Origin of the sequence: Arthrobacter sp. G119Y2 (assembly GCF_038069765.1) — a bacterium.
In the GTDB taxonomy this organism is placed as follows: Bacteria; Actinomycetota; Actinomycetes; order Actinomycetales; family Micrococcaceae; genus Arthrobacter_B.
In genome coordinates, this window is sequence record NZ_JBBPFS010000006.1 from 66,397 (window position 1) to 83,439 (window position 17,043).

At 65.0% G+C, this 17,043-nt stretch carries 16 protein-coding genes and 1 tRNA gene; 7 read left to right on the forward strand and 10 right to left on the reverse strand.

The window, feature by feature from the left end:
• Nucleotide 1: 1 nt before the first annotated feature.
• The 9 genes from WKB88_RS13935 to WKB88_RS13975 form a co-directional block, all read right to left on the reverse strand.
• On the reverse strand, nt 2-1,270 hold the full coding sequence (locus WKB88_RS13935) for an ABC transporter ATP-binding protein (protein ID WP_341395152.1): 1,269 nt from the start codon (nt 1,268-1,270) through the stop codon (nt 2-4).
• A gap of 37 nt (nt 1,271-1,307) precedes the next feature.
• Nucleotides 1,308-2,150, reverse strand: a complete 843-nt coding sequence (locus WKB88_RS13940) for a carbohydrate ABC transporter permease (RefSeq protein WP_341395153.1) — start codon at nt 2,148-2,150, stop codon at nt 1,308-1,310.
• The gene (locus WKB88_RS13945) at nt 2,150-3,112 is read right to left on the reverse strand and encodes a carbohydrate ABC transporter permease (RefSeq protein ID WP_341395154.1); all 963 of its coding nucleotides are present in this window, start codon (nt 3,110-3,112) and stop codon (nt 2,150-2,152) included. Before WKB88_RS13945 ends, WKB88_RS13940 begins: the two co-directional genes overlap by 1 nt.
• A complete protein-coding gene (locus WKB88_RS13950; protein WP_341395155.1) occupies nt 3,109-4,428 on the reverse strand; it encodes an extracellular solute-binding protein in 1,320 nt (439 codons plus the stop codon). The genes WKB88_RS13945 and WKB88_RS13950 overlap by 4 nt, the downstream gene beginning before the upstream one ends.
• Before the next feature lie 139 nt (nt 4,429-4,567).
• Nucleotides 4,568-5,494, reverse strand: coding sequence for an AEC family transporter (locus WKB88_RS13955; RefSeq protein WP_341395156.1), 927 nt, complete (start codon nt 5,492-5,494; stop codon nt 4,568-4,570).
• Nucleotides 5,495-5,655: 161 nt separating this feature from the next.
• A tRNA-Gly gene (locus WKB88_RS13960) sits at nt 5,656-5,729 on the reverse strand.
• Nucleotides 5,730-5,779: 50 nt separating this feature from the next.
• Nucleotides 5,780-6,091 carry a protealysin inhibitor emfourin gene (locus tag WKB88_RS13965; protein WP_341395157.1) on the reverse strand — a complete coding sequence of 104 codons (312 nt, stop codon included), beginning with the start codon at nt 6,089-6,091 and terminating at the stop codon, nt 5,780-5,782.
• The gene (locus tag WKB88_RS13970) at nt 6,088-7,131 is read right to left on the reverse strand and encodes a M4 family metallopeptidase (RefSeq protein WP_341395158.1); all 1,044 of its coding nucleotides are present in this window, start codon (nt 7,129-7,131) and stop codon (nt 6,088-6,090) included. Before WKB88_RS13970 ends, WKB88_RS13965 begins: the two co-directional genes overlap by 4 nt.
• A 106-nt stretch (nt 7,132-7,237) precedes the next feature.
• Nucleotides 7,238-7,774, reverse strand: a complete 537-nt coding sequence (locus WKB88_RS13975; RefSeq protein ID WP_341395159.1) for an SseB family protein — start codon at nt 7,772-7,774, stop codon at nt 7,238-7,240.
• Between the two features lie 197 nt (nt 7,775-7,971).
• On the opposite strand from WKB88_RS13975, the gene WKB88_RS13980 reads away from it, so the two are divergent.
• Together WKB88_RS13980 and dcd are read left to right on the forward strand one after the other, a co-directional pair.
• A complete protein-coding gene (locus tag WKB88_RS13980) occupies nt 7,972-8,826 on the forward strand; it encodes a tryptophan 2,3-dioxygenase (RefSeq protein WP_341395160.1) in 855 nt (284 codons plus the stop codon).
• A gap of 54 nt (nt 8,827-8,880) precedes the next feature.
• Nucleotides 8,881-9,456 carry a dCTP deaminase gene (dcd, locus tag WKB88_RS13985; RefSeq protein ID WP_341395161.1) on the forward strand — a complete coding sequence of 192 codons (576 nt, stop codon included), beginning with the start codon at nt 8,881-8,883 and terminating at the stop codon, nt 9,454-9,456.
• A 26-nt stretch (nt 9,457-9,482) separates the two neighbouring features.
• On the opposite strand, the gene WKB88_RS13990 is transcribed toward dcd, so the two are convergent.
• Nucleotides 9,483-10,856 carry an MFS transporter gene (locus tag WKB88_RS13990; protein ID WP_341395162.1) on the reverse strand — a complete coding sequence of 458 codons (1,374 nt, stop codon included), beginning with the start codon at nt 10,854-10,856 and terminating at the stop codon, nt 9,483-9,485.
• A gap of 205 nt (nt 10,857-11,061) precedes the next feature.
• Here WKB88_RS13990 and WKB88_RS13995 point away from each other — a divergent pair, with 205 nt between their 5' ends.
• From WKB88_RS13995 to WKB88_RS14015, 5 genes are read left to right on the forward strand one after another with little or no spacing between them, the layout of a single operon-like run.
• Entirely contained in the window at nt 11,062-14,070 is a 3,009-nt protein-coding gene (locus tag WKB88_RS13995; RefSeq protein WP_341395163.1) for a Na+/H+ antiporter subunit A, read from the forward strand.
• The gene (locus WKB88_RS14000) at nt 14,067-14,555 is read left to right on the forward strand and encodes a Na(+)/H(+) antiporter subunit C (RefSeq protein ID WP_152223407.1); all 489 of its coding nucleotides are present in this window, start codon (nt 14,067-14,069) and stop codon (nt 14,553-14,555) included. Before WKB88_RS13995 ends, WKB88_RS14000 begins: the two co-directional genes overlap by 4 nt.
• Nucleotides 14,552-16,162: a Na+/H+ antiporter subunit D gene (locus WKB88_RS14005; RefSeq protein ID WP_341395164.1), complete on the forward strand. Its 1,611-nt coding sequence runs from the start codon at nt 14,552-14,554 to the stop codon at nt 16,160-16,162. Before WKB88_RS14000 ends, WKB88_RS14005 begins: the two co-directional genes overlap by 4 nt.
• On the forward strand, nt 16,159-16,785 hold the full coding sequence (locus WKB88_RS14010; protein WP_341395165.1) for a Na+/H+ antiporter subunit E: 627 nt from the start codon (nt 16,159-16,161) through the stop codon (nt 16,783-16,785). The genes WKB88_RS14005 and WKB88_RS14010 overlap by 4 nt, the downstream gene beginning before the upstream one ends.
• Entirely contained in the window at nt 16,782-17,042 is a 261-nt protein-coding gene (locus WKB88_RS14015) for a monovalent cation/H+ antiporter complex subunit F (protein ID WP_341395166.1), read from the forward strand. The genes WKB88_RS14010 and WKB88_RS14015 overlap by 4 nt, the downstream gene beginning before the upstream one ends.
• Nucleotide 17,043: the final 1 nt, after the last annotated feature.

Consider the following 17,043-nt stretch of genomic DNA (forward strand, 5'->3'; position numbering starts at 1 on the left):
GCTAGGAGTCGACGCCGCTGCTGACCGCGTCCCTTTCGCGGGCCATCGCGATCTCCTCGGCCCGGGCGGCATTGGCTTCCTCGGTGAGTTCTGCGCCGGCCCGCGCATCACGGGTCAGGTTCTCGCCGGACTCGGGATCAAACAGGTGCACCTTGCGGGTGTCCAGCCACAGCTCGGCGTCCCGGCCGCCCCGGATGCGTGACGCTGCGTCCAGGGTGACCACAATCTGCGGCCGCAGCTCGTCGGCATCCATGTCGCGGGCGAGGTTGTCCAGCAGTTCCTTGACCTCGGGGTCCGGATTGAAGGGGATGTAGCCGTACTGTTCGTTGCCCAGCCACTCGGTGTGGCTGATCGGTGCGGTGAAGATTGAACCGTGCGGGCGCTTGGCCTCGTCAACAAACTTTGCGTCCTCAAAAAATTCCGGCCGCAGCCCCACCAGGACAATGTTCTTCCCGGCGGCCTTGTCCGCCCTGTCCTGCGGAATCGTGAGGTCTCCGACAGCGGTCCGCAGCACGTTTCCTTCCACCGTTGCCGGCAGGAAGTTCATCGACGGGGAGCCGATGAACCCGGCCACGAAGAGGTTGACGGGCTGCTCATAGAGCTCGCGCGGGGAAGCGACCTGCTGCAGGATGCCCTTTTTGAGGACCGCCACCCGGTCACCCAGAGTCATGGCCTCGGTCTGGTCGTGGGTCACATAGACGCTGGTGGTCCCGAGCCGGCGCTGCATCTGGGAGATCTCCGACCGCATCTGGCCGCGCAGCTTCGCATCCAGGTTCGACAGCGGCTCGTCGAAGAGGAACGCATCAGCCTGCCGAACAATCGCACGGCCCATGGCAACCCGCTGGCGCTGCCCGCCGGACAGGTTGGCCGGCTTGCGGTCCAGGTGCTCGGTGAGCTCCAGCGTGGCCGCTGCGTCGTTGACCAGCTTGCGGACCTGTTCCTCGGTGTACTTCCCCTTGGCCAGGCGCAGCGGGAACGCTATGTTCTCGAAGACGGTGAGGTGGGGGTAGAGGGCGTAGTTCTGGAACACCATGGCGAGATTCCGGTCGCGGGGCGCCTTGTCGTTCACCCGCTCTCCGTTGATGAGCAGGTCTCCCGAGGTGATGTCTTCCAGCCCCACGATCATGCGCAGCAGCGTGGACTTGCCGCAGCCCGAGGGGCCCACCAGGATGATGAACTCGCCGTCCGCGATGTCCAAGCTGACATCGTTCACGGCGGGGAAGCCGTCTCCGTACTTTTTGACGAGATTCTTGAGGGTGATCGATGCCATGAGAACAAATCCTTTTCTTCGACCGGACGTGCCGGGACTAGCCCTTGACGGCGCCCTGGGTTAGACCCGAGACGATCTGGCGCTGGAACGCCAGCACCAGGACAACAACGGGAATGGTGACAATAATTGCGGCCGCCGAGATGGCGCCCGTCGGTTCTTCGAACTGGGACGCGCCGGTGAAGAATGCCAGAGCTGCCGGCACCGGCCGGGCCGCGTCGGTTGAGGTCAGCGAGATGCCGTAGACGAAGTCGTTCCAGGCGATAAAGAAGGCAATAATCGCCGTCGTGAACACCCCGGGTGCGGCCAGCGGCACGATGGCCTTCCGGAACGCCTGCCAGGTGGTGGCGCCGTCAACCTGGGCGGCCTGTTCCAGCTCCCAGGGGATCTGCCGGAAGAAGGCCGACAGGGTCCAGATGGAGATCGGGAGCGTCAACGACAGATACGGAATAATCAAACCGGGCCAGGTGTCGTAGAGCCCGATGTTGCGCCACAGATTGAACAGCGGCGTCACGATGGAAATGACCGGGAAGATCGACACGCCGAGTGCGGTGGTCAGGATCAGCTTCTTGCCCGGGAAATCCAGCCGCGCAATGGCATAGGCGCACAGGGTGGCCAGCACGACGGCGATGAAGGTGGCGATGAGCGAAATGCCGATCGAGTTGCGCAGCGAGGAGAGGAACAGGCCCTGCGCATCACCGACCAGGATCTGTTCATAGTTGGAGAACGACCAGGTGGTGGGAAGGAACGTTCCCGACGTCAGGTCGCTGGGCAGCTTGAACGACGTGGCCAGGATGGAAGCCACCGGAAACAGTGCGTACAGGATGACCAGGATCGAGATAATCGTCCAGGTGATCCGCCGCCTCGTGGGCGAGGCTTTCATTAGTTACCCCCTCGTGCACCGGTGAGGTCCACCTTGAACAGTTTGATGGCGATGAAGCAGATGAGGATGACGCACAGGAACAGCAGCACGGACACAGCTGAGCCCATGCCTATTTCGAGCCTGGTAATCGAGGTGCGGTAGGCGAGCAGGGAGAGGACCTCCGTCCCGTACGCGCCGTTGGTCATGATGTAGACGTTGTCAAAGATTCGGAAGGCATCAAGGGCCCGGAAGAGCACGGCAACCATGATGGCGGCCTTCATGTTGGGGAGGATGACCCGGGACATCCGCTGCCACCAGGTGGCGCCGTCGACTTCGGCGGCTTCCGTCAGCTCACCCGGAACCTGCGCCAGTCCGGCAAGGAGCAGCAGGGAGATGAAGGGGGTGGTCTTCCAGATCTCCGAGGCCATGATGACAAACAGGGCGCTGGGACCGTTGGCGAACCAGTTCAGGTCCGGGTTGATGCCGGGCACCCAGTCAAACCAGTTGTTGATGTACCCCGAATCGATGTCGAAGGCGTAGAACCAGGCAAAGGCCGATACCACCGTGATGATGCCGTAGGGCACCAGGATGGCTGTGCGCAGCCAGCCGCGGACGGCCTTTAACGCGCTGTTCATCACTAGGGCGAGGGCAAAGCCCAGCACCAGTTCCACCACAACGGTGATGACGGTGATCAGCAGCGTTACTCCGAGGTCTCGCCAGAACAGGGAATCCGTGAGGATCACTGCGTAGTTGCCAAGGCCGATGAATTCGCGGTCGGCCGGAGCCGTGAGCCGGTACTTGAACAGCGACTCCCACACGGCCAGCAGGATGGGGTAGGCGGTGACCGCCAGCATGATGATGAACGCCGGGAGCGCCAGCGACAGGCCGAGCCGCCGTTCGGAACGGGCCCGGTCACTGAGCCGGGGCTTGGCCGGAGCCGGGGCCGGGGTGGTTCCCCTGGGGGCTTCTACGGAAGTACTCACAACAGCTTCTCCCCTTTCAGGACCGCAAGAATGAACTCGCCGCTTGTTGCCGGCGTGGTGGCCGGATCAACCGCGCTTGGCGGAGTCCAGGTCTGCTGGATTCCGGTCGACACCTCGTTGTAGTACGGGGTTTGCGGCCGGGGCTTGGACAGTTCAAGGGACTCCCTGATGGTTTCCGCCATCGGGAACGTATCGGTCACTCCGGGCGCGTCGTAGGCTGCGGCGCTCGCCGGCGGGTTGCCGTTGGTGGTGAAGTACTGGGCCTGGTTTTCCGGGCTCACAATGCATTCAATCGCCTGGTAGGCCAGATCCGGATACTTGCTGTTGGAGCCGACACCCAGGTCGATGCCTCCCAGCGGCGGAGCGGTGTCTTCACCTTCGTTGACCTGCGGGTAGAGCGTCCAGCCGATGTCTTCGATCAGACCTGCCGGCAGCGTTCCCGCCGTCACCGCTTCATTGGTGGCGGGCCAGACGAAGGGGTAGTTCACCATGAAGGACCCCTGGTCCCCCTGGAACTGGATCATGGACGTGTTTTCTGTTTGGGTGGGAAGGCCGGGCCCGCCAAGCCCTTCCTTGCCGATGGTGGATACGATTTCCGCGGCCTGGGTTCCGGCTTCCGAGTCGATGCCGAGCCGGATTTCATCCGCCGGTGCGTCGGGATTTTCAACGATCGTTCCACCGGCCGATTCAATCAGTGCGTTCACCCACACGGTCATGGACTCCGCGCGGGCACCCTGGACACCGATGTACTTGTCCTGGCTGGCGGCCGCTTGGATGATCTGGTCCCACGTCACGGGTTGGGTCATGTCCATGCCGGCTGCTTCAGCCACTGATTTGCGGTACCAGAGGATCTGCGTGTTGGCCCAGAACGGAACGGCCACCAGCTTGTCCTTCCAGCGGGCTCCGGCCAGGGCGCCTTCCACCACATCTTGAGTGGTGCGTTCCGCAACGTCCTCGGGTACGGGCGCCAGATAGCCCGGCTCCGCGAATTCGGGAACGAAGGGCGGGTCCAGGCTCATGATGTCCATGGTGTCGTCGCCTGCTGCCAACCGCCGGGCAAGCTGCTCCCGCTGCGCTGCCGCGTCATTGGGGAGCAGGGACGTTTGAATGGTGTAAGCGCCGTCAGACTGCTCGGTGCAGGTCTCCGCGATGGTGGCCTGGCCTCCGGCGTCCGGATTGATGTACCAGGTGAGGGTGGGAGGCCCTTCAGCAGAGCTGCACCCGCTGAGCAAAGTGGCTCCGACTGCGAGAGCAAGCCCTGCGGCGGCGTGGGTCCTTTTGCGGGTTCGGCCGTAGTGTCGTGCGTCCGTTGGCATCGGTGCTGTGCCTCCACCTCGTCGTAGGCGCGGACCGGGTAAATCCGCGGCGGCTGCCACCCTCAGCAGCCTTTCGAACGACATTATGCCCTGACAGTGTTTTGCGCCACTGCCAAGCGGGCGCAGGGAAGTAGTTTCCTCAGGTCAGGAGCGCAGCGATCCCCACCAGGACGGGAAGCGAGACCACTGTGGTGAGGAGCACGGTGTCCTTAGCGACGAGTACGCCTTCCTCATAGCGGCTGGCGGCAACAAATACGTTCTGCGCGGTGGGCAGGGCGGCGGTGACGACGACGGCGAACAGCAGGTGCCCCTCCATTCCCAGGGCGAACCGCGCCAGCAGATAGGCCAGCACAGGCTGCAGCACCAGTTTAAACGCCGACGCCAGCACGACGTCGGCGCGCCGGCCGCCGTCGCGCCGAAGCAGCCGTGAGCCAACCAGGGAAATTCCGAAGGCCAGGAGCATGGCCGGCACGGCGGCACCGCCGATCAGAGTGACCGGTTCGAGGATGATAACCGGCAGCTTCAGCCCGGTGGCCGCCAGGACCAAGCCGGTCAGGGTGCCGATGATGATGGGATTTCGGACAATCTGGCCCAGGAAAATGCGCAGCGAAGTGCGCCGTCCGCTGGTCGCCGAGTCCAGGAGCATCAGGAACATCGGGGTAAAGATGGCCATCTGGAAAATCAGGACCGGCGCGATGTACGCCGCGTCTCCCAGAACGTACACAGCGATCGGCAGGCCCAGGTTGGCGCCGTTGACCAGTGACGAGGACATGGCGGAAATCAGCAGTTCGGGCAGCGGGCGGCGCAGCCACCAGCGGGTGCACAGCACAAAGGCGGCAGCGGTGGCGAACGCGCTGGCGGCGGCAACGAGCAGGGGCAGTGAGAACACCGTGTGCAGGTCCGCATCGCTCATCGTTACCAGCAGCAGCGCCGGTGAGGCCACGAAGAACGCGAGCCGGCTCAGGACGTTTTGGGCGTTGTCGCCGAGCACCCCCAGCCGGCCGATCAGATAGCCGACAAGGATGATGATCCAGACAACCGCAAACCCGGTCAGTACCCCCAGCACCGGGTACTACAGCACGGACGGGGGAAGGGAGGCCCTGCGGACCTCGGGCGAGGGGGCGGGCTGGGGCGGTAAGTGGCTCATCGCCGCCCAGTATACGGCCGGAAGCGAACGGAGCGGAAAAGATGAAACCCCGGAAATCGCAAGGATTTCCGGGGTTTCCGTGGAGCGGGCGACGGGAATCGAACCCGCGTATCAAGCTTGGGAAGCTAGCGCTCTACCATTGAGCTACGCCCGCAAAGCCGGAGTACTCCGGCACAGAAAACTACTTTACATGTAACCCCGGCCTCACCCGAATTCGCCGTGCGGGGCGTCGCCGTCCCGCTCCCCGCCGGTTTGCCCGGGGCCGTCGCCGCTGGCTTGCCGGGCGCGTTCCACCAGGTCCCGCCAGCGCCCCTGCACACACTGTTCCGGCAGCGTCACCGCGGTTTGTCCCACCTGGAATTCGTACACAAAACGGTCGGAGCCGCCGGGCTGTTCCGGCGGGGGATTCTGCAGCAGGGGGAGCCATTCCCGTTCAGCCTCCTCCGAGCTGACCTGGGCGCTCCAGACCCTCGTGAGGCCGGCGAATCCGCCCGTTCGAACCACTACGATCTTCATGGCAGCACGCCCACCGCTTCCCAGGCATCGGCTACGGCACTGTATTCGGCTCCGGCCGTCCCGTAGCGTTTTCCGGCTGCGGCGAGTGTCCCCGCCGCAAACAGGTCGAAGGTGCAGTCCGCCGGCAGGTCCTGCTCGGTGATGGTGTCGTACCAGATCTGGCCGGCGCGCTCCCAGGCAAAGTTCCCCAGCGTGGCGGCAGCCAGGTAGAAGGCATGGTTGGGGATGCCGGAGTTGATGTGGACCCCGCCGTTGTCTGCTTCGGTGGAAACATAACCGGCCATGGAAGCGGGCTGCGGATCCCTGCCCAGGACGTCGTCGTCGTAGGCCGTCCCGGGAGCTTTCAGGGAGCGGATGGCCGTCCCGGACACTTGCTCGGTGAACAGGCCCGCACCCACCAGCCAGGTTGCCTCAGCGGCTTCTTGGTGCAGGAGTTTTTGCTCCGTCAGAACGCCGAAGACATCGGACACCGACTCGTTCAGTGCCCCGGCCTGGCCCTGGTATTCGAACCGGGAGGTGTACTGGATGACTCCGTGGGTCAGCTCATGGGCGATAACCGTCAGCGACTTCGTGAACCGCTGGAAGACCTCTCCGTCGCCGTCCCCGCAGACCATGCGCTCGCCGTTCCAGAAGGCGTTGTCGTACTCCCGCCCGTAATGCACGGTGGCGGCCAGCAAACCGCCGGCACCGTCAACCGAGGCCCTGCCGTAAATGTCCCTGAACAGCGCATGGGTGGCACCGAGTCCCTCGTAGGCTTCGTCCACTGCTTCGTCCCGGGAAGGCTCGTCGCCCTCGGAGCGGATCAGGGTGCCCGGCAGCGTTTCCGTGCCTCCGGCGTCGGACACTTCCCGCCGCAGGGACGGCGCAAGAGCCGTCCCCGGCGGCGGGGCGGGAGACTGCCTGGCCCGGGACCGGGCGTACTCCAGCGGAGGCAGCTCGGCCAAAGCCCGCCGTGCTGCCTCCGCTGCCCTGGTGAAACTGCCTCCCTGCTGCTCCGCGATGCGGGCCAGCAGATAGGGGGGAACAATGGAGCAGATCATGGGTGACCTCCGATGCCGGATGCGGCAGGAGCAGGATTCTGCACCTGTGGGCTCAGCCTAGGGGCCCCGTCCGACAGTGCAAGGGGAGGCGGTCAATCCGCCCCCGTTACGGTGCCTGCGGGGTGTCTGCTTCGCCGTCGGAAGCTGCCGGTGCCGCCCGGTTGGCTGCAGCCTGGTCATAGGCGGCCACAATGGCCGCTACACCCTCGGGCGCCAGTTCAAGGCCCATGTCACTGCCCGGGTTGATCGCCAGCCCGTAGCCCTGCGCAATGCTGCGCAGCGTCGCCTCACCCCCGGCCTTGACCATAACCGGGGCCTGTTCCCGGATCTGCTCCGGGACGCGGGCGGCGGTGGTGAAAGTGGCTGCCACCGCGGATTCACCCTCCGGCGCCCTCAGGACCAGTGCCTGGAAGGACGCGGGATCCTGCTCGTCCTGGAGCCGGCCCACGCTGAGCAGCTCCGATTCGCAGATGCGCGCCACCAGCTCCTGGCTGCTGATCCGTCCTTCTTTTCCGGCAGCAATCGCCTCTTCCAGCGCTGCTGCTCCCTCCGGATCCTGATACTGCGTCTGCCCGGGAACGGCATCTTCCTGTCCCGTGCTCTCGGTGTTGCCGGTGCTCTCGGTGCTGTCGGTGTTCTCCATGGGACTCTCCTTGGAAGTTCTGTTAAATGCCTTGTTCATCGCGTTATACCCAGCGGCAAGTTTGGCACAGCGGCAGGGGGGTCTTTCAAGCGGCGGGTCTTTCGAATGCGGAGCCGCCGGTGCGCCGGGGAGGGCGCAGCGCACCGGGGAGGGCTACCGTAGGAGCTGTCTGAACCGCCACGAAACACGGAGCACCGATGAGCGTCAGCAGGAACACCCGCAGCCTGGAAGCCGGTATCGAACGGGACTTCAGCGACAAGATGAGCTACGGCTCCTACCTGGCGCTGGAGACGCTGCTGGACTCCCAGCATCCGGTCAGCAATCCCGAGCACCACGATGAAATGCTGTTCATCATTCAGCACCAGACCTCTGAGCTGTGGCTGAAGCTGGTCCTGCACGAGCTGCGGGCCGTGCGGTCCAAGCTTGCCGGGGACAACCTGCGCGGGGCCATGAAGGGTATCGCCCGGATCAAGCACATCCAGCGCTCGCTGACGGAACAATGGTCAGTGCTGGCCACGCTGACTCCCTCGGAGTACGCGGAGTTCCGCGGGGACCTCGGCGCCTCCAGCGGGTTCCAGTCCTACCAGTACCGCGCGGTGGAATTCCTGCTGGGCAATAAGAACGCCGGTATGGTCAATGTCTTTGCAGCGGATCCGGCAGCTATGGAACTGCTCACCGAGCTCCTCGGACAAACCAGCATCTACGACGAGTTCATCCGCTTCCTGCACCGGCGCGGATACGCCGTCCCCGGGGAGCTGCTGGACCGGGACGTGACCCGGGCACACGTGGCGAACGAGGACCTGATGCGTGTTTACAAACACGTTTACGAGAACGCTTCCGAGCACTGGGACATCTACGAAGCCTGCGAGGAGCTCGTGGACCTGGAAGACAACTTCCAGCTGTGGCGCTTCCGGCACCTGAAGACTGTGGAGCGCACCATCGGATTCAAGCGGGGAACCGGCGGATCCTCCGGAGCTTCCTTCCTCCAGCGGGCGCTGGAGCTGACGTTTTTCCCCGAGCTGTACGCGGTCCGGACGGAAATCGGCCGCTGAGGGCACCGGCCGGACCCGGGCGGCCGGAGGGCGGGAATGCGCTATTTTTAGAAGGTGCTGATTTCTGACCGCGACATCCGAACCGAAATTGCCGACAAGCGGATCGTTCTTGATCCCTATGAACCCGGAATGGTCCAGCCGTCCAGTGTGGATGTGCGCATTGACCGGTTCTTCCGGCTCTTCGACAACCACAAGTACGCGCACATCGATCCCTCCCTGGACCAGCCGGACCTGACCCGCCTGGTGGAGGTCGATCCCGATGAACCGTTCATTCTGCACCCGGGTGAATTTGTGCTCGGTTCCACCTACGAGACCGTCACCCTTCCGGACGATATCGCCGCGCGGCTTGAGGGCAAGTCCTCGCTGGGCCGGCTCGGCCTGCTGACTCACTCCACGGCCGGCTTCATCGACCCCGGGTTCTCCGGCCACGTCACGCTGGAGCTGTCCAACATGGCAACGCTGCCGATCAAGCTCTGGCCCGGGTCCAAGATCGGCCAGCTGTGCTTCTTCCGGCTGACCTCGCCCGCAGAGTTCGCCTACGGCTCCGGGCAGTACGGCAACCGCTACCAGGGGCAGCGCGGCCCGACGGCGTCGCGCAGCCACCTGAACTTCCACCGCAGCGCGGTCTAGGCTCCTCCGAGCCTCCGGAACCGCCGTTATACTTCCGGAACCACCGCACGCGGTGTCTTGTCCGGAGAGCGGACGGGCAGCAGTGCCAGCAGGCCCAGGAGCAGGACGAGCAGGATGCCCAGGATGCCGTAGCGCTGGGCGCCGAAGATGCTGATGAACGCGGCGAACAGTGCCGGTGCCAGGAAGCTCACGGCACGGCCGGTCGTGGCGTAGAGCCCGAACAGTTCGGCTTCCTGGCCTTCGGGTGCAAGCCTGGCCAGGAAGGCCCGGGACGCGGACTGGGCCGGTCCCACAAACAGGCACAGGAGCAGGCCGAAGATCCAGAACGTGGTGTCGCCGGACCACTGCAGCCCCAGCATGCTCTGCTCATCGGGGCCAAAAACCGCGATCAGTCCGCCGGAGACCAGCAGCCCGACCAGCGAGAAGACAATGACGTTTTTCGGTCCGACCCGGTCATCGAGAACCCCGCCGGCGATGGCGCCCACGGCGGCCACCACGTTGCCGAAGATCGCGAACATGATCACCTCGGGCAATTCCCAGCCGAAGGTTCCCCCGGCAATCACGCCGCCGAAGGTGAAGACCGCGGCCAGGCCGTCCCGGAACACGGCGCTGGCCAGCAGGAACCAGACCGTGTGCGGGCTGGTCTTGAAAATGGCCTTGATGCGGCGGAAGAGCAGCCCGTAGGAGGCGAAGAAGCCGATTCCCGCGGCACGCTGCTGCCGGGGGACTTCGGGAACCATGAACAACACCGGAAGCGCAAAGACGGCCAGCCAGACGGCGGCGAAGACAGCAACGGCCCGGATGTTCAGGCCGTCCTCCGAGGTGACGCCGAACCATCCGACATCGGGGTTGATAAATCCGACCAGCACTGCGGCCAGGGCAGCGATGCCGCCCACGTACCCCATGCCCCAGCCGAAGCCGCTGACCCTGCCGACCGTGGCGGGGGTGGAGATCTGCGACAGCATGGCGTTGTAGTTGACGCCGGCAAATTCGCTGAAGACGTTGCCCAGTGCAATCAGGCCCACTCCCAGCAGCAGGAACTCCGGGCGCGGAAAGACAAAGAAGCAGAGGGCGGTGACCAGGCAGACCATCCCCGTATTGATCCCGAGCCACAGCTTCCGCCGGCCGCCGGCGTCGGAGCGCTGCCCGACGACGGGCGCCAGCAGCGCCACTGCCACTCCTGCCAGTGCCACGCCGTATCCGAGGACCGAGGAGGCATGAGCCTCGCCGCCGAAGCTCTCGGACGTCAGGTACACGGTGAACACAAAGGTCGTCATGACCGCGTTGAACGCCGCGGATCCCCAGTCCCAGGCCGCCCATGCCGCGACCTGCCGCTTCCGGATGTCCGGCGGCCGGAAACCGCCGGGTGATGCGCGCGGAACTTCTGTGTCGGAGGTCATAAGCCAGATGCTATCCCTGCGCGGTGCGGGGGCCGGGTTACCCGGAAGCTCCGGCATGTCTGTTGGTGCGGCGCCCGCTGTGACAACGCCGATGAGACTTGGCTGTATGCCATGGGTAGAATAGGTGGACGCCCTCTGACCACCACCTTGATAACTGCAGCCCTGTCCGCGGCTGGAAGACAGTCAAAAAAGCTCGGGAGATCTAGTGCTAATTGTGCTCACCGTTTTGTTTACGGTGGCATTGGTGGCGCCCTTATTGTTCCGCAGGATCGGCCGGTCGGCGTTCTACGTCCTTGCCGCCGTCCCCGCAGCAGCCTTTGTGTGGCTGCTGGTCACGTTCCCCCGGTACACAGGTGCCGACCAGACGCTGGCCTCGGGCGCTCCCAACGCCCCGCCGTCCGTGATCATCCCCTGGATTCCTGATCTCCGCGTGGAGCTGGCATTCCGGATGGACACCCTGGCCGCGGTCCTTTCCATCCTTATCCTCGGCGTCGGATCACTGGTCCTTTTCTACTGCGCCCGCTATTTCCGGCCCGGGGACCCCCAAATGGGTGCCTTTGGTTCCCAGCTGCTGGCCTTCGCCGCGGCAATGTTCGGCCTTGTGACGGCAGATGACCTGATCCTGCTGTTCATTTTCTGGGAACTGACCACCATTCTGTCCTACCTGCTGATCGGCTACTCGGCGCACCGTTTGTCGGCACGCCGGGCGGCCCTGCAGGCGCTGATCGTCACCACCTTCGGCGGCCTGACGATGCTGGTGGGCATGGTCCTGATCGGAGACACCGCCGGTACCCTGCGGATCTCCGAAATCCTGGCCATGGCTCCGCAGCTGCTTGAGCGCGGCGCCGTAGTCGACGTGGCCATTGTGCTGATGCTCGTCGGCGCGGTGTCGAAATCCGCGCTGCTCCCGTTCCACTTCTGGCTCCCTGCCGCCATGGCCGCGCCCACGCCGGTCAGCGCCTATCTGCACGCCGCTGCCATGGTCAAGGCCGGCATCTACCTGGTGGCACGCCTCGCCCCCGGCTTCTCGGAGTCCGCGTACTGGCACGTCGTCGTGCTGGTCCTGGGCCTTTCGACGATGCTGCTGGGCGGCTGGCGCGCGCTGCGCCAGTACGACCTGAAGCTGATCCTGGCCTACGGAACCGTCAGCCAGCTCGGTTTCCTGACCCTTGTGGTGGGGCTCGGCAACCGGGAAGCCGCCGTTGCCGGGCTGGGCATGCTGCTGGCCCACGGCTTCTTCAAGGCGACCCTGTTCCTGGTGGTGGGCATCGTCGACCACCAGTCGGGCACCCGCGACATCCGCAAGCTCTCCGGCATCCACCGCTCCTCCCCGCAGCTGTTCATCGTGGCGCTCATCGGCGCCGCTTCGATGGCGGGGGTTCCGCCGCTGCTCGGCTTCGTGGGGAAGGAATCGGTCTACGAGACCTTCGTCCACTACGCCGAGAAGCAGGGAACCGCAGGAGCTGCGGTGCTGCTGGCCGGCGTCGTCATCGGTTCCATCCTCACTTTCGCCTACAGTGCCCGGTTTGTCTGGGGCGGTTTTGCCACCAAGGCAAACTGCCCGCCCACGCCCTTCAAGCGGGTTCCCTGGGCCTTCCTCGCGGCTCCGGGCATCCTCGCCGTCGTCAGCGTGGTGTTCGGCCTGTGGCCGGCACCGCTGGACGCGGCCATCGTTTCCTACGCTGATCTGTACCCGGCCGACGGCGACCCCACGCACCTGGCGCTGTGGCACGGCTTCACCACCGCCCTGCTGCTCACGGTCATCACGATCGGCATGGGGCTGCTGCTCTTCTGGCAGCGCCTCGGCGTGGAACGGGTGCAGGCACGGTTCACCGCCCCGCTGGATGCCGAGCGCTCCTACCGCGGGATCATCGGCGTGCTCGACGACGTCGCAGTCTGGGTTACCGGCCGCACCCAGCGCGGTTCGCTGATGTTCTACCTCTTCGTCATCCTGTCGGTGGCGGTCGTGACCCCGCTGTTTGCGCTCATCGTGCGGGACGCACCCCTGCCCGAGCAGTTCCACTGGTTTGACTCGCCGCTGCAGGTAGTCATCGGCGTCGGCATTATCCTGGGTGCGCTGGCAGCAGCCCGCGCCAACAAGCGCTTCCTCGCAGTGCTGATGGTCAGCGTCACCGGCTACGGAATTGCCCTGATCTTCGCCCTGCAGGGCGCACCCGACCTGGCCCTGACCCAGATGCTCGTGGAAACCATCGTCCTGGTGGCCTTTGTCCTGGCACTGCGTTCCCTGCCCGCCCGGCTGTGGAAGCGCGAACCGGCCGGCCACCGGCTGCTGCGCGCGGCGCTGGGCCTGGCCTTCGGAGCCACCATGGTCATGATCGCCATGACGGCCATGGCTTCCCGGGTCGCCGAGCCGATATCGCTGGCATTCCCGGACCTGGCCTACGAGGTGGGCGGCGGCGCCAACATTGTTAACGTGACGCTCGTTGACGTCCGCGCGTGGGACACCTTCGGAGAGCTCTCCGTCCTCGCCATGGCCGCCACCGGCGTCGCGTCTCTGATCTTTGTCCGCGGACGCGGCGACAAGCGACGCCGGGCCGAGGGCGTTGCCACCGGCTCCGTGGACCGGGGACGCGAACACTTTGCGTCGTCGTCCGGACGCCAGCAGGCCACACTGGCACTGGCCCGCAAGTTCTCCAGCGTCAGCCGTGACGCCTGGCTGGTTGCCGGCCGGACACTTGCCCCGGAACGCCGGTCAATCATCTTCGAAGTGGTCACGCGCCTGCTGTTCCACTCGGTGATCCTGTTCTCGATCTACCTGCTGCTGGCCGGCCACAACATGCCCGGCGGCGGTTTTGCCGGCGGGCTCATGGCCGGACTCGCCCTGACCATCCGCTACCTGGCCGGCGGCCGCTTCGAACTGGCGGAAGCAAGCCCGGTCAGCGCCGGCCTCCTGCTTGGCGGCGGGCTCGGCATAGCCGGATTGTCAGCGGCCGTGCCGCTGTTCTTCGGCGGGCAGGTGCTGCAGAGCGCCATTATCAAGTTCACCTGGCCGCTCTTCGGCGAGATCAAGTTCGTCACCTCCACCATCTTCGACATCGGCGTGTACCTCGTGGTGGTCGGACTGGTGCTGGATGTCCTGCGGAGCCTGGGCTCCGAAATTGATGAACGCAGTGAAGGCGGTTCCTCCAGCCAGGACGAGACGCTGGAGCCCGAACCCGAAATAGCCAGCCGAGAGGAGGAGGTAGCCCGATGAGCATAAACATCACCTTTATGGTCATCATGGGAGCGCTGTACGCCTGCGGCATCTACCTGCTCCTGGAGCGCAGCCTGACCCGCGTGGTGCTGGGGCTGACCATGCTCACCAACGCCACGAACATCCTGCTGCTCTCCACCGGCGGGTTCCAGGGCCTTGCCCCGCTGTTCAATGCGGACATTGCAGCGGAAGATTACAACGACCCGCTGCCCCAGGCCTTTATCCTCACCTCCATCGTCATCTCCTTCTCCGTGACCGCGTTCATGCTGGGCATCATTTACCGTTCCTGGGTGCTGAGCCGCCAGGATGAGGTCCAGGACGACATCGAAGACCGCCGCGTGGCGAGCCAGAGCAGCTTTGATGCCGAAGACGACGCCGATGTCCCCGAGGACACCACCGAATTCACCCCGCCCGAAGAGGCTGAAGAGGCGCCGGGCTCCCTGCGCGCCACCGGTCAGAGCACCAGCCCGGAGGCCAAGGAATGAACACGATAAGTCTGGCCCCGCTGGCGGTGGTCCTGCCGTTCTTCGGTGCCGCCCTGGCCTTCATCCTGATCCGGCACACGCGCGCCCAGCGCGTAATCAGCATCAGCATCCTGACCGTGACGCTGATCCTGGAAGTGATCCTGCTGTTCTCGGTGTGGGAGACCGGTGCGCAGGCGGTGAACCTGGGCGGCTGGCTGCCGCCGGTGGGCATCACCATGGTGGTGGACCAGTTCTCCGCGCTGATGCTGGTGGTCTCCTCGGCCGTTAGCCTGGCGGTCCTCATATACGCCGCGGGGCAGGGCATGACCGACGGCGACGAGGACGGGCCGATCTCGATCTTCCACCCGACCTACCTGATCCTGGTGGCCGGGGTGTCCAATGCCTTCCTCGCCGGAGACCTGTTCAACCTGTACGTGGGCTTCGAAATCCTGCTTACGGCCAGCTACGTGCTGATGACCCTGGGCGGGACCACGCCGCGCATCCGCGCCGGCGTCACCTACGTGGTGGTGAGCGTGGTTTCCTCGCTGCTGTTCCTGATCACCATTGCCATGATTTACGCGGCCACCGGCACGGTCAACATGGCCGATCTGGCCGTCAAACTGGGCGACCTGGACCCGGGCACACAGCTGATGCTGCACCTGATGCTGCTGGTGGCGTTCGGCATCAAGGCCGCCGTCTTCCCGCTGTCCTTCTGGCTGCCTGACTCCTACCCGACGGCTCCGGCTCCGGTGACCGCCGTGTTTGCCGGGCTGCTGACCAAGGTTGGCGTCTACGCCATGGTCCGGACCGAGACGCTGCTCTTCCCCGGCGACCGGATCAATACGCTGCTAATGGTGGTGGCGGGGCTGACCATGGTGGTCGGGATCCTCGGCGCGCTGGCGCAGACGGATATCAAGCGAATGCTCTCCTTCACCCTGGTCAGCCACATCGGCTACATGGTGTTCGGGCTGGCCGTGGGATCGGTGATCGGCATTGGATCCGCCGTGTTCTACGTGGTCCACCACATTACGATCCAGACCTCGCTGTTCCTGGTCACAGGCCTGATTGAGCGCCGCGGCGGCACCGCCAACATGGACCGGCTGGGCGGGCTGGCCAAGCTGTCCCCGCTGCTGGCCGTGCTGTACTTCATTCCGGCCATCAACCTCGGCGGGATTCCGCCGTTCTCCGGCTTCCTCGGCAAGCTCGGGCTCATGGAGGCCGGCGTGGACCTGGGTACTCCGCTGGCCTACGTCCTGGTAGCCGCCAGCGTGCTGACCAGCCTCCTGACCCTGCTCGTGATGGCCCGCGTCTGGAACCGGGCATTCTGGCGGACACCGGAGGACGCAGTGCACCCCGACCCCATCCTGCTGGCCACGGGCGTCGGCGGCTCTTCGCTGCGCAACTCCGGCGACGTTACCGAGAAGTCCTCGGGGAAGTTCGCCGGCCGCGACGCCGTCGACCTGCTGCCGCGGACCATGGTGTATCCCACCGTGGGGCTCGTGGCACTGGGTGTTTCGCTCAGTGTCCTGGCCGGGCCGCTGTTCTCGCTCAGCGACGACGCGGCACAGGACCTGCTGGACCGCACGCCCTACATTGAAGCCGTTTTGGGAGAGGGGGCTAACCGATGACCCGCAAAGCCCAAATGCGCAAGCGCCCGCGCGTGCCGCTGCTCAAGGAAATCCCGCTGCTGATCTGGCTGGTGTTCCTCTGGGGCGCCCTCTGGCAGGATTTCAGCGCCGGCAACCTGGTCTTCGGTGCGGTTATCGCTTTCATCGTGGCCAACATCTTCTACCTGCCGCCGGTGGAGCTCAGCGGCCGGTTCAACCCGGTTTATGCGCTGGGCTTCGCGGTCCGCTTCTTCTACAAGCTGGTCCACGCCAGCTTCGAAGTGCTGTGGCTGTCCGTTGCTAAGGGTCCGTACATCAAGAACGCCGTGGTGGGCGTGAAACTGCGCAGCCACTCGGACCTTCTGGTCACGGCCACCGGCCACGCGCTGTCGCTGATCCCCGGTTCCCTGGTGGTGGAGGTGGACCGGTCCACCTCCACGCTGTACCTGCACTGCCTGAACGTTTCCACCCCCGAACACGCGGACAAGGTCCGCAAGGACGTCCGGGACACCGAATCCTGGCTGATCCGCAGCATCGGCACCCGCGAGGACCTGGAAGTCTTGAAGGCTGAAGAAGCGTTGTCCCGAGGAGAAGCCGCCGTGCCGGGCGGTACCGCTGCAACCAGCAAGGGAGCCCCGTCATGATGACCGTTTTTGTGGTCCTGGTGTCCATCATGCTGTCGGCCGCAGCGGCCGGTGCGATTTTCCGGATCGCCCGCGGACCGTCCATTCTGGACCGGGTGCTGGCAGCCGATGTCCTGCTGGCAATCGTTGGTGCCGCTCTCGCAACGGACATGATCGTGAACAAGAACCTCAACTTCCTGGCGCTCCTGGTGTCCGTCTCGCTGATCGGCTTCATCGGCTCCGTGACGGTTGCCCGCTTCGTTACGGACAGGAGATAAC

Bases quoted from the DNA above. Each gene is read 5' to 3' on its own strand.
- WKB88_RS14005 (WP_341395164.1), top strand. From the start codon at position 14,552: ATGAACACGATAAGTCTGGCCCCGCTGGCGGTGGTCCTGCCGTTCTTC.
- WKB88_RS13970 (WP_341395158.1), bottom strand. From the start codon at position 7,131: ATGATCTGCTCCATTGTTCCCCCCTATCTGCTGGCCCGCATCGCGGAG.
- WKB88_RS13980 (WP_341395160.1), top strand. From the start codon at position 7,972: ATGAGCGTCAGCAGGAACACCCGCAGCCTGGAAGCCGGTATCGAACGG.
- WKB88_RS13965 (WP_341395157.1), bottom strand. From the start codon at position 6,091: ATGAAGATCGTAGTGGTTCGAACGGGCGGATTCGCCGGCCTCACGAGG.
- WKB88_RS14010 (WP_341395165.1), top strand. From the start codon at position 16,159: ATGACCCGCAAAGCCCAAATGCGCAAGCGCCCGCGCGTGCCGCTGCTC.
- WKB88_RS13975 (WP_341395159.1), bottom strand. From the start codon at position 7,774: ATGGAGAACACCGACAGCACCGAGAGCACCGGCAACACCGAGAGCACG.
- WKB88_RS13935 (WP_341395152.1), bottom strand. From the start codon at position 1,270: ATGGCATCGATCACCCTCAAGAATCTCGTCAAAAAGTACGGAGACGGC.
- WKB88_RS13950 (WP_341395155.1), bottom strand. From the start codon at position 4,428: ATGCCAACGGACGCACGACACTACGGCCGAACCCGCAAAAGGACCCAC.
- WKB88_RS13940 (WP_341395153.1), bottom strand. From the start codon at position 2,150: ATGAAAGCCTCGCCCACGAGGCGGCGGATCACCTGGACGATTATCTCG.
- WKB88_RS14015 (WP_341395166.1), top strand. From the start codon at position 16,782: ATGATGACCGTTTTTGTGGTCCTGGTGTCCATCATGCTGTCGGCCGCA.
- WKB88_RS13990 (WP_341395162.1), bottom strand. From the start codon at position 10,856: ATGACCTCCGACACAGAAGTTCCGCGCGCATCACCCGGCGGTTTCCGG.
- WKB88_RS14000 (WP_152223407.1), top strand. From the start codon at position 14,067: ATGAGCATAAACATCACCTTTATGGTCATCATGGGAGCGCTGTACGCC.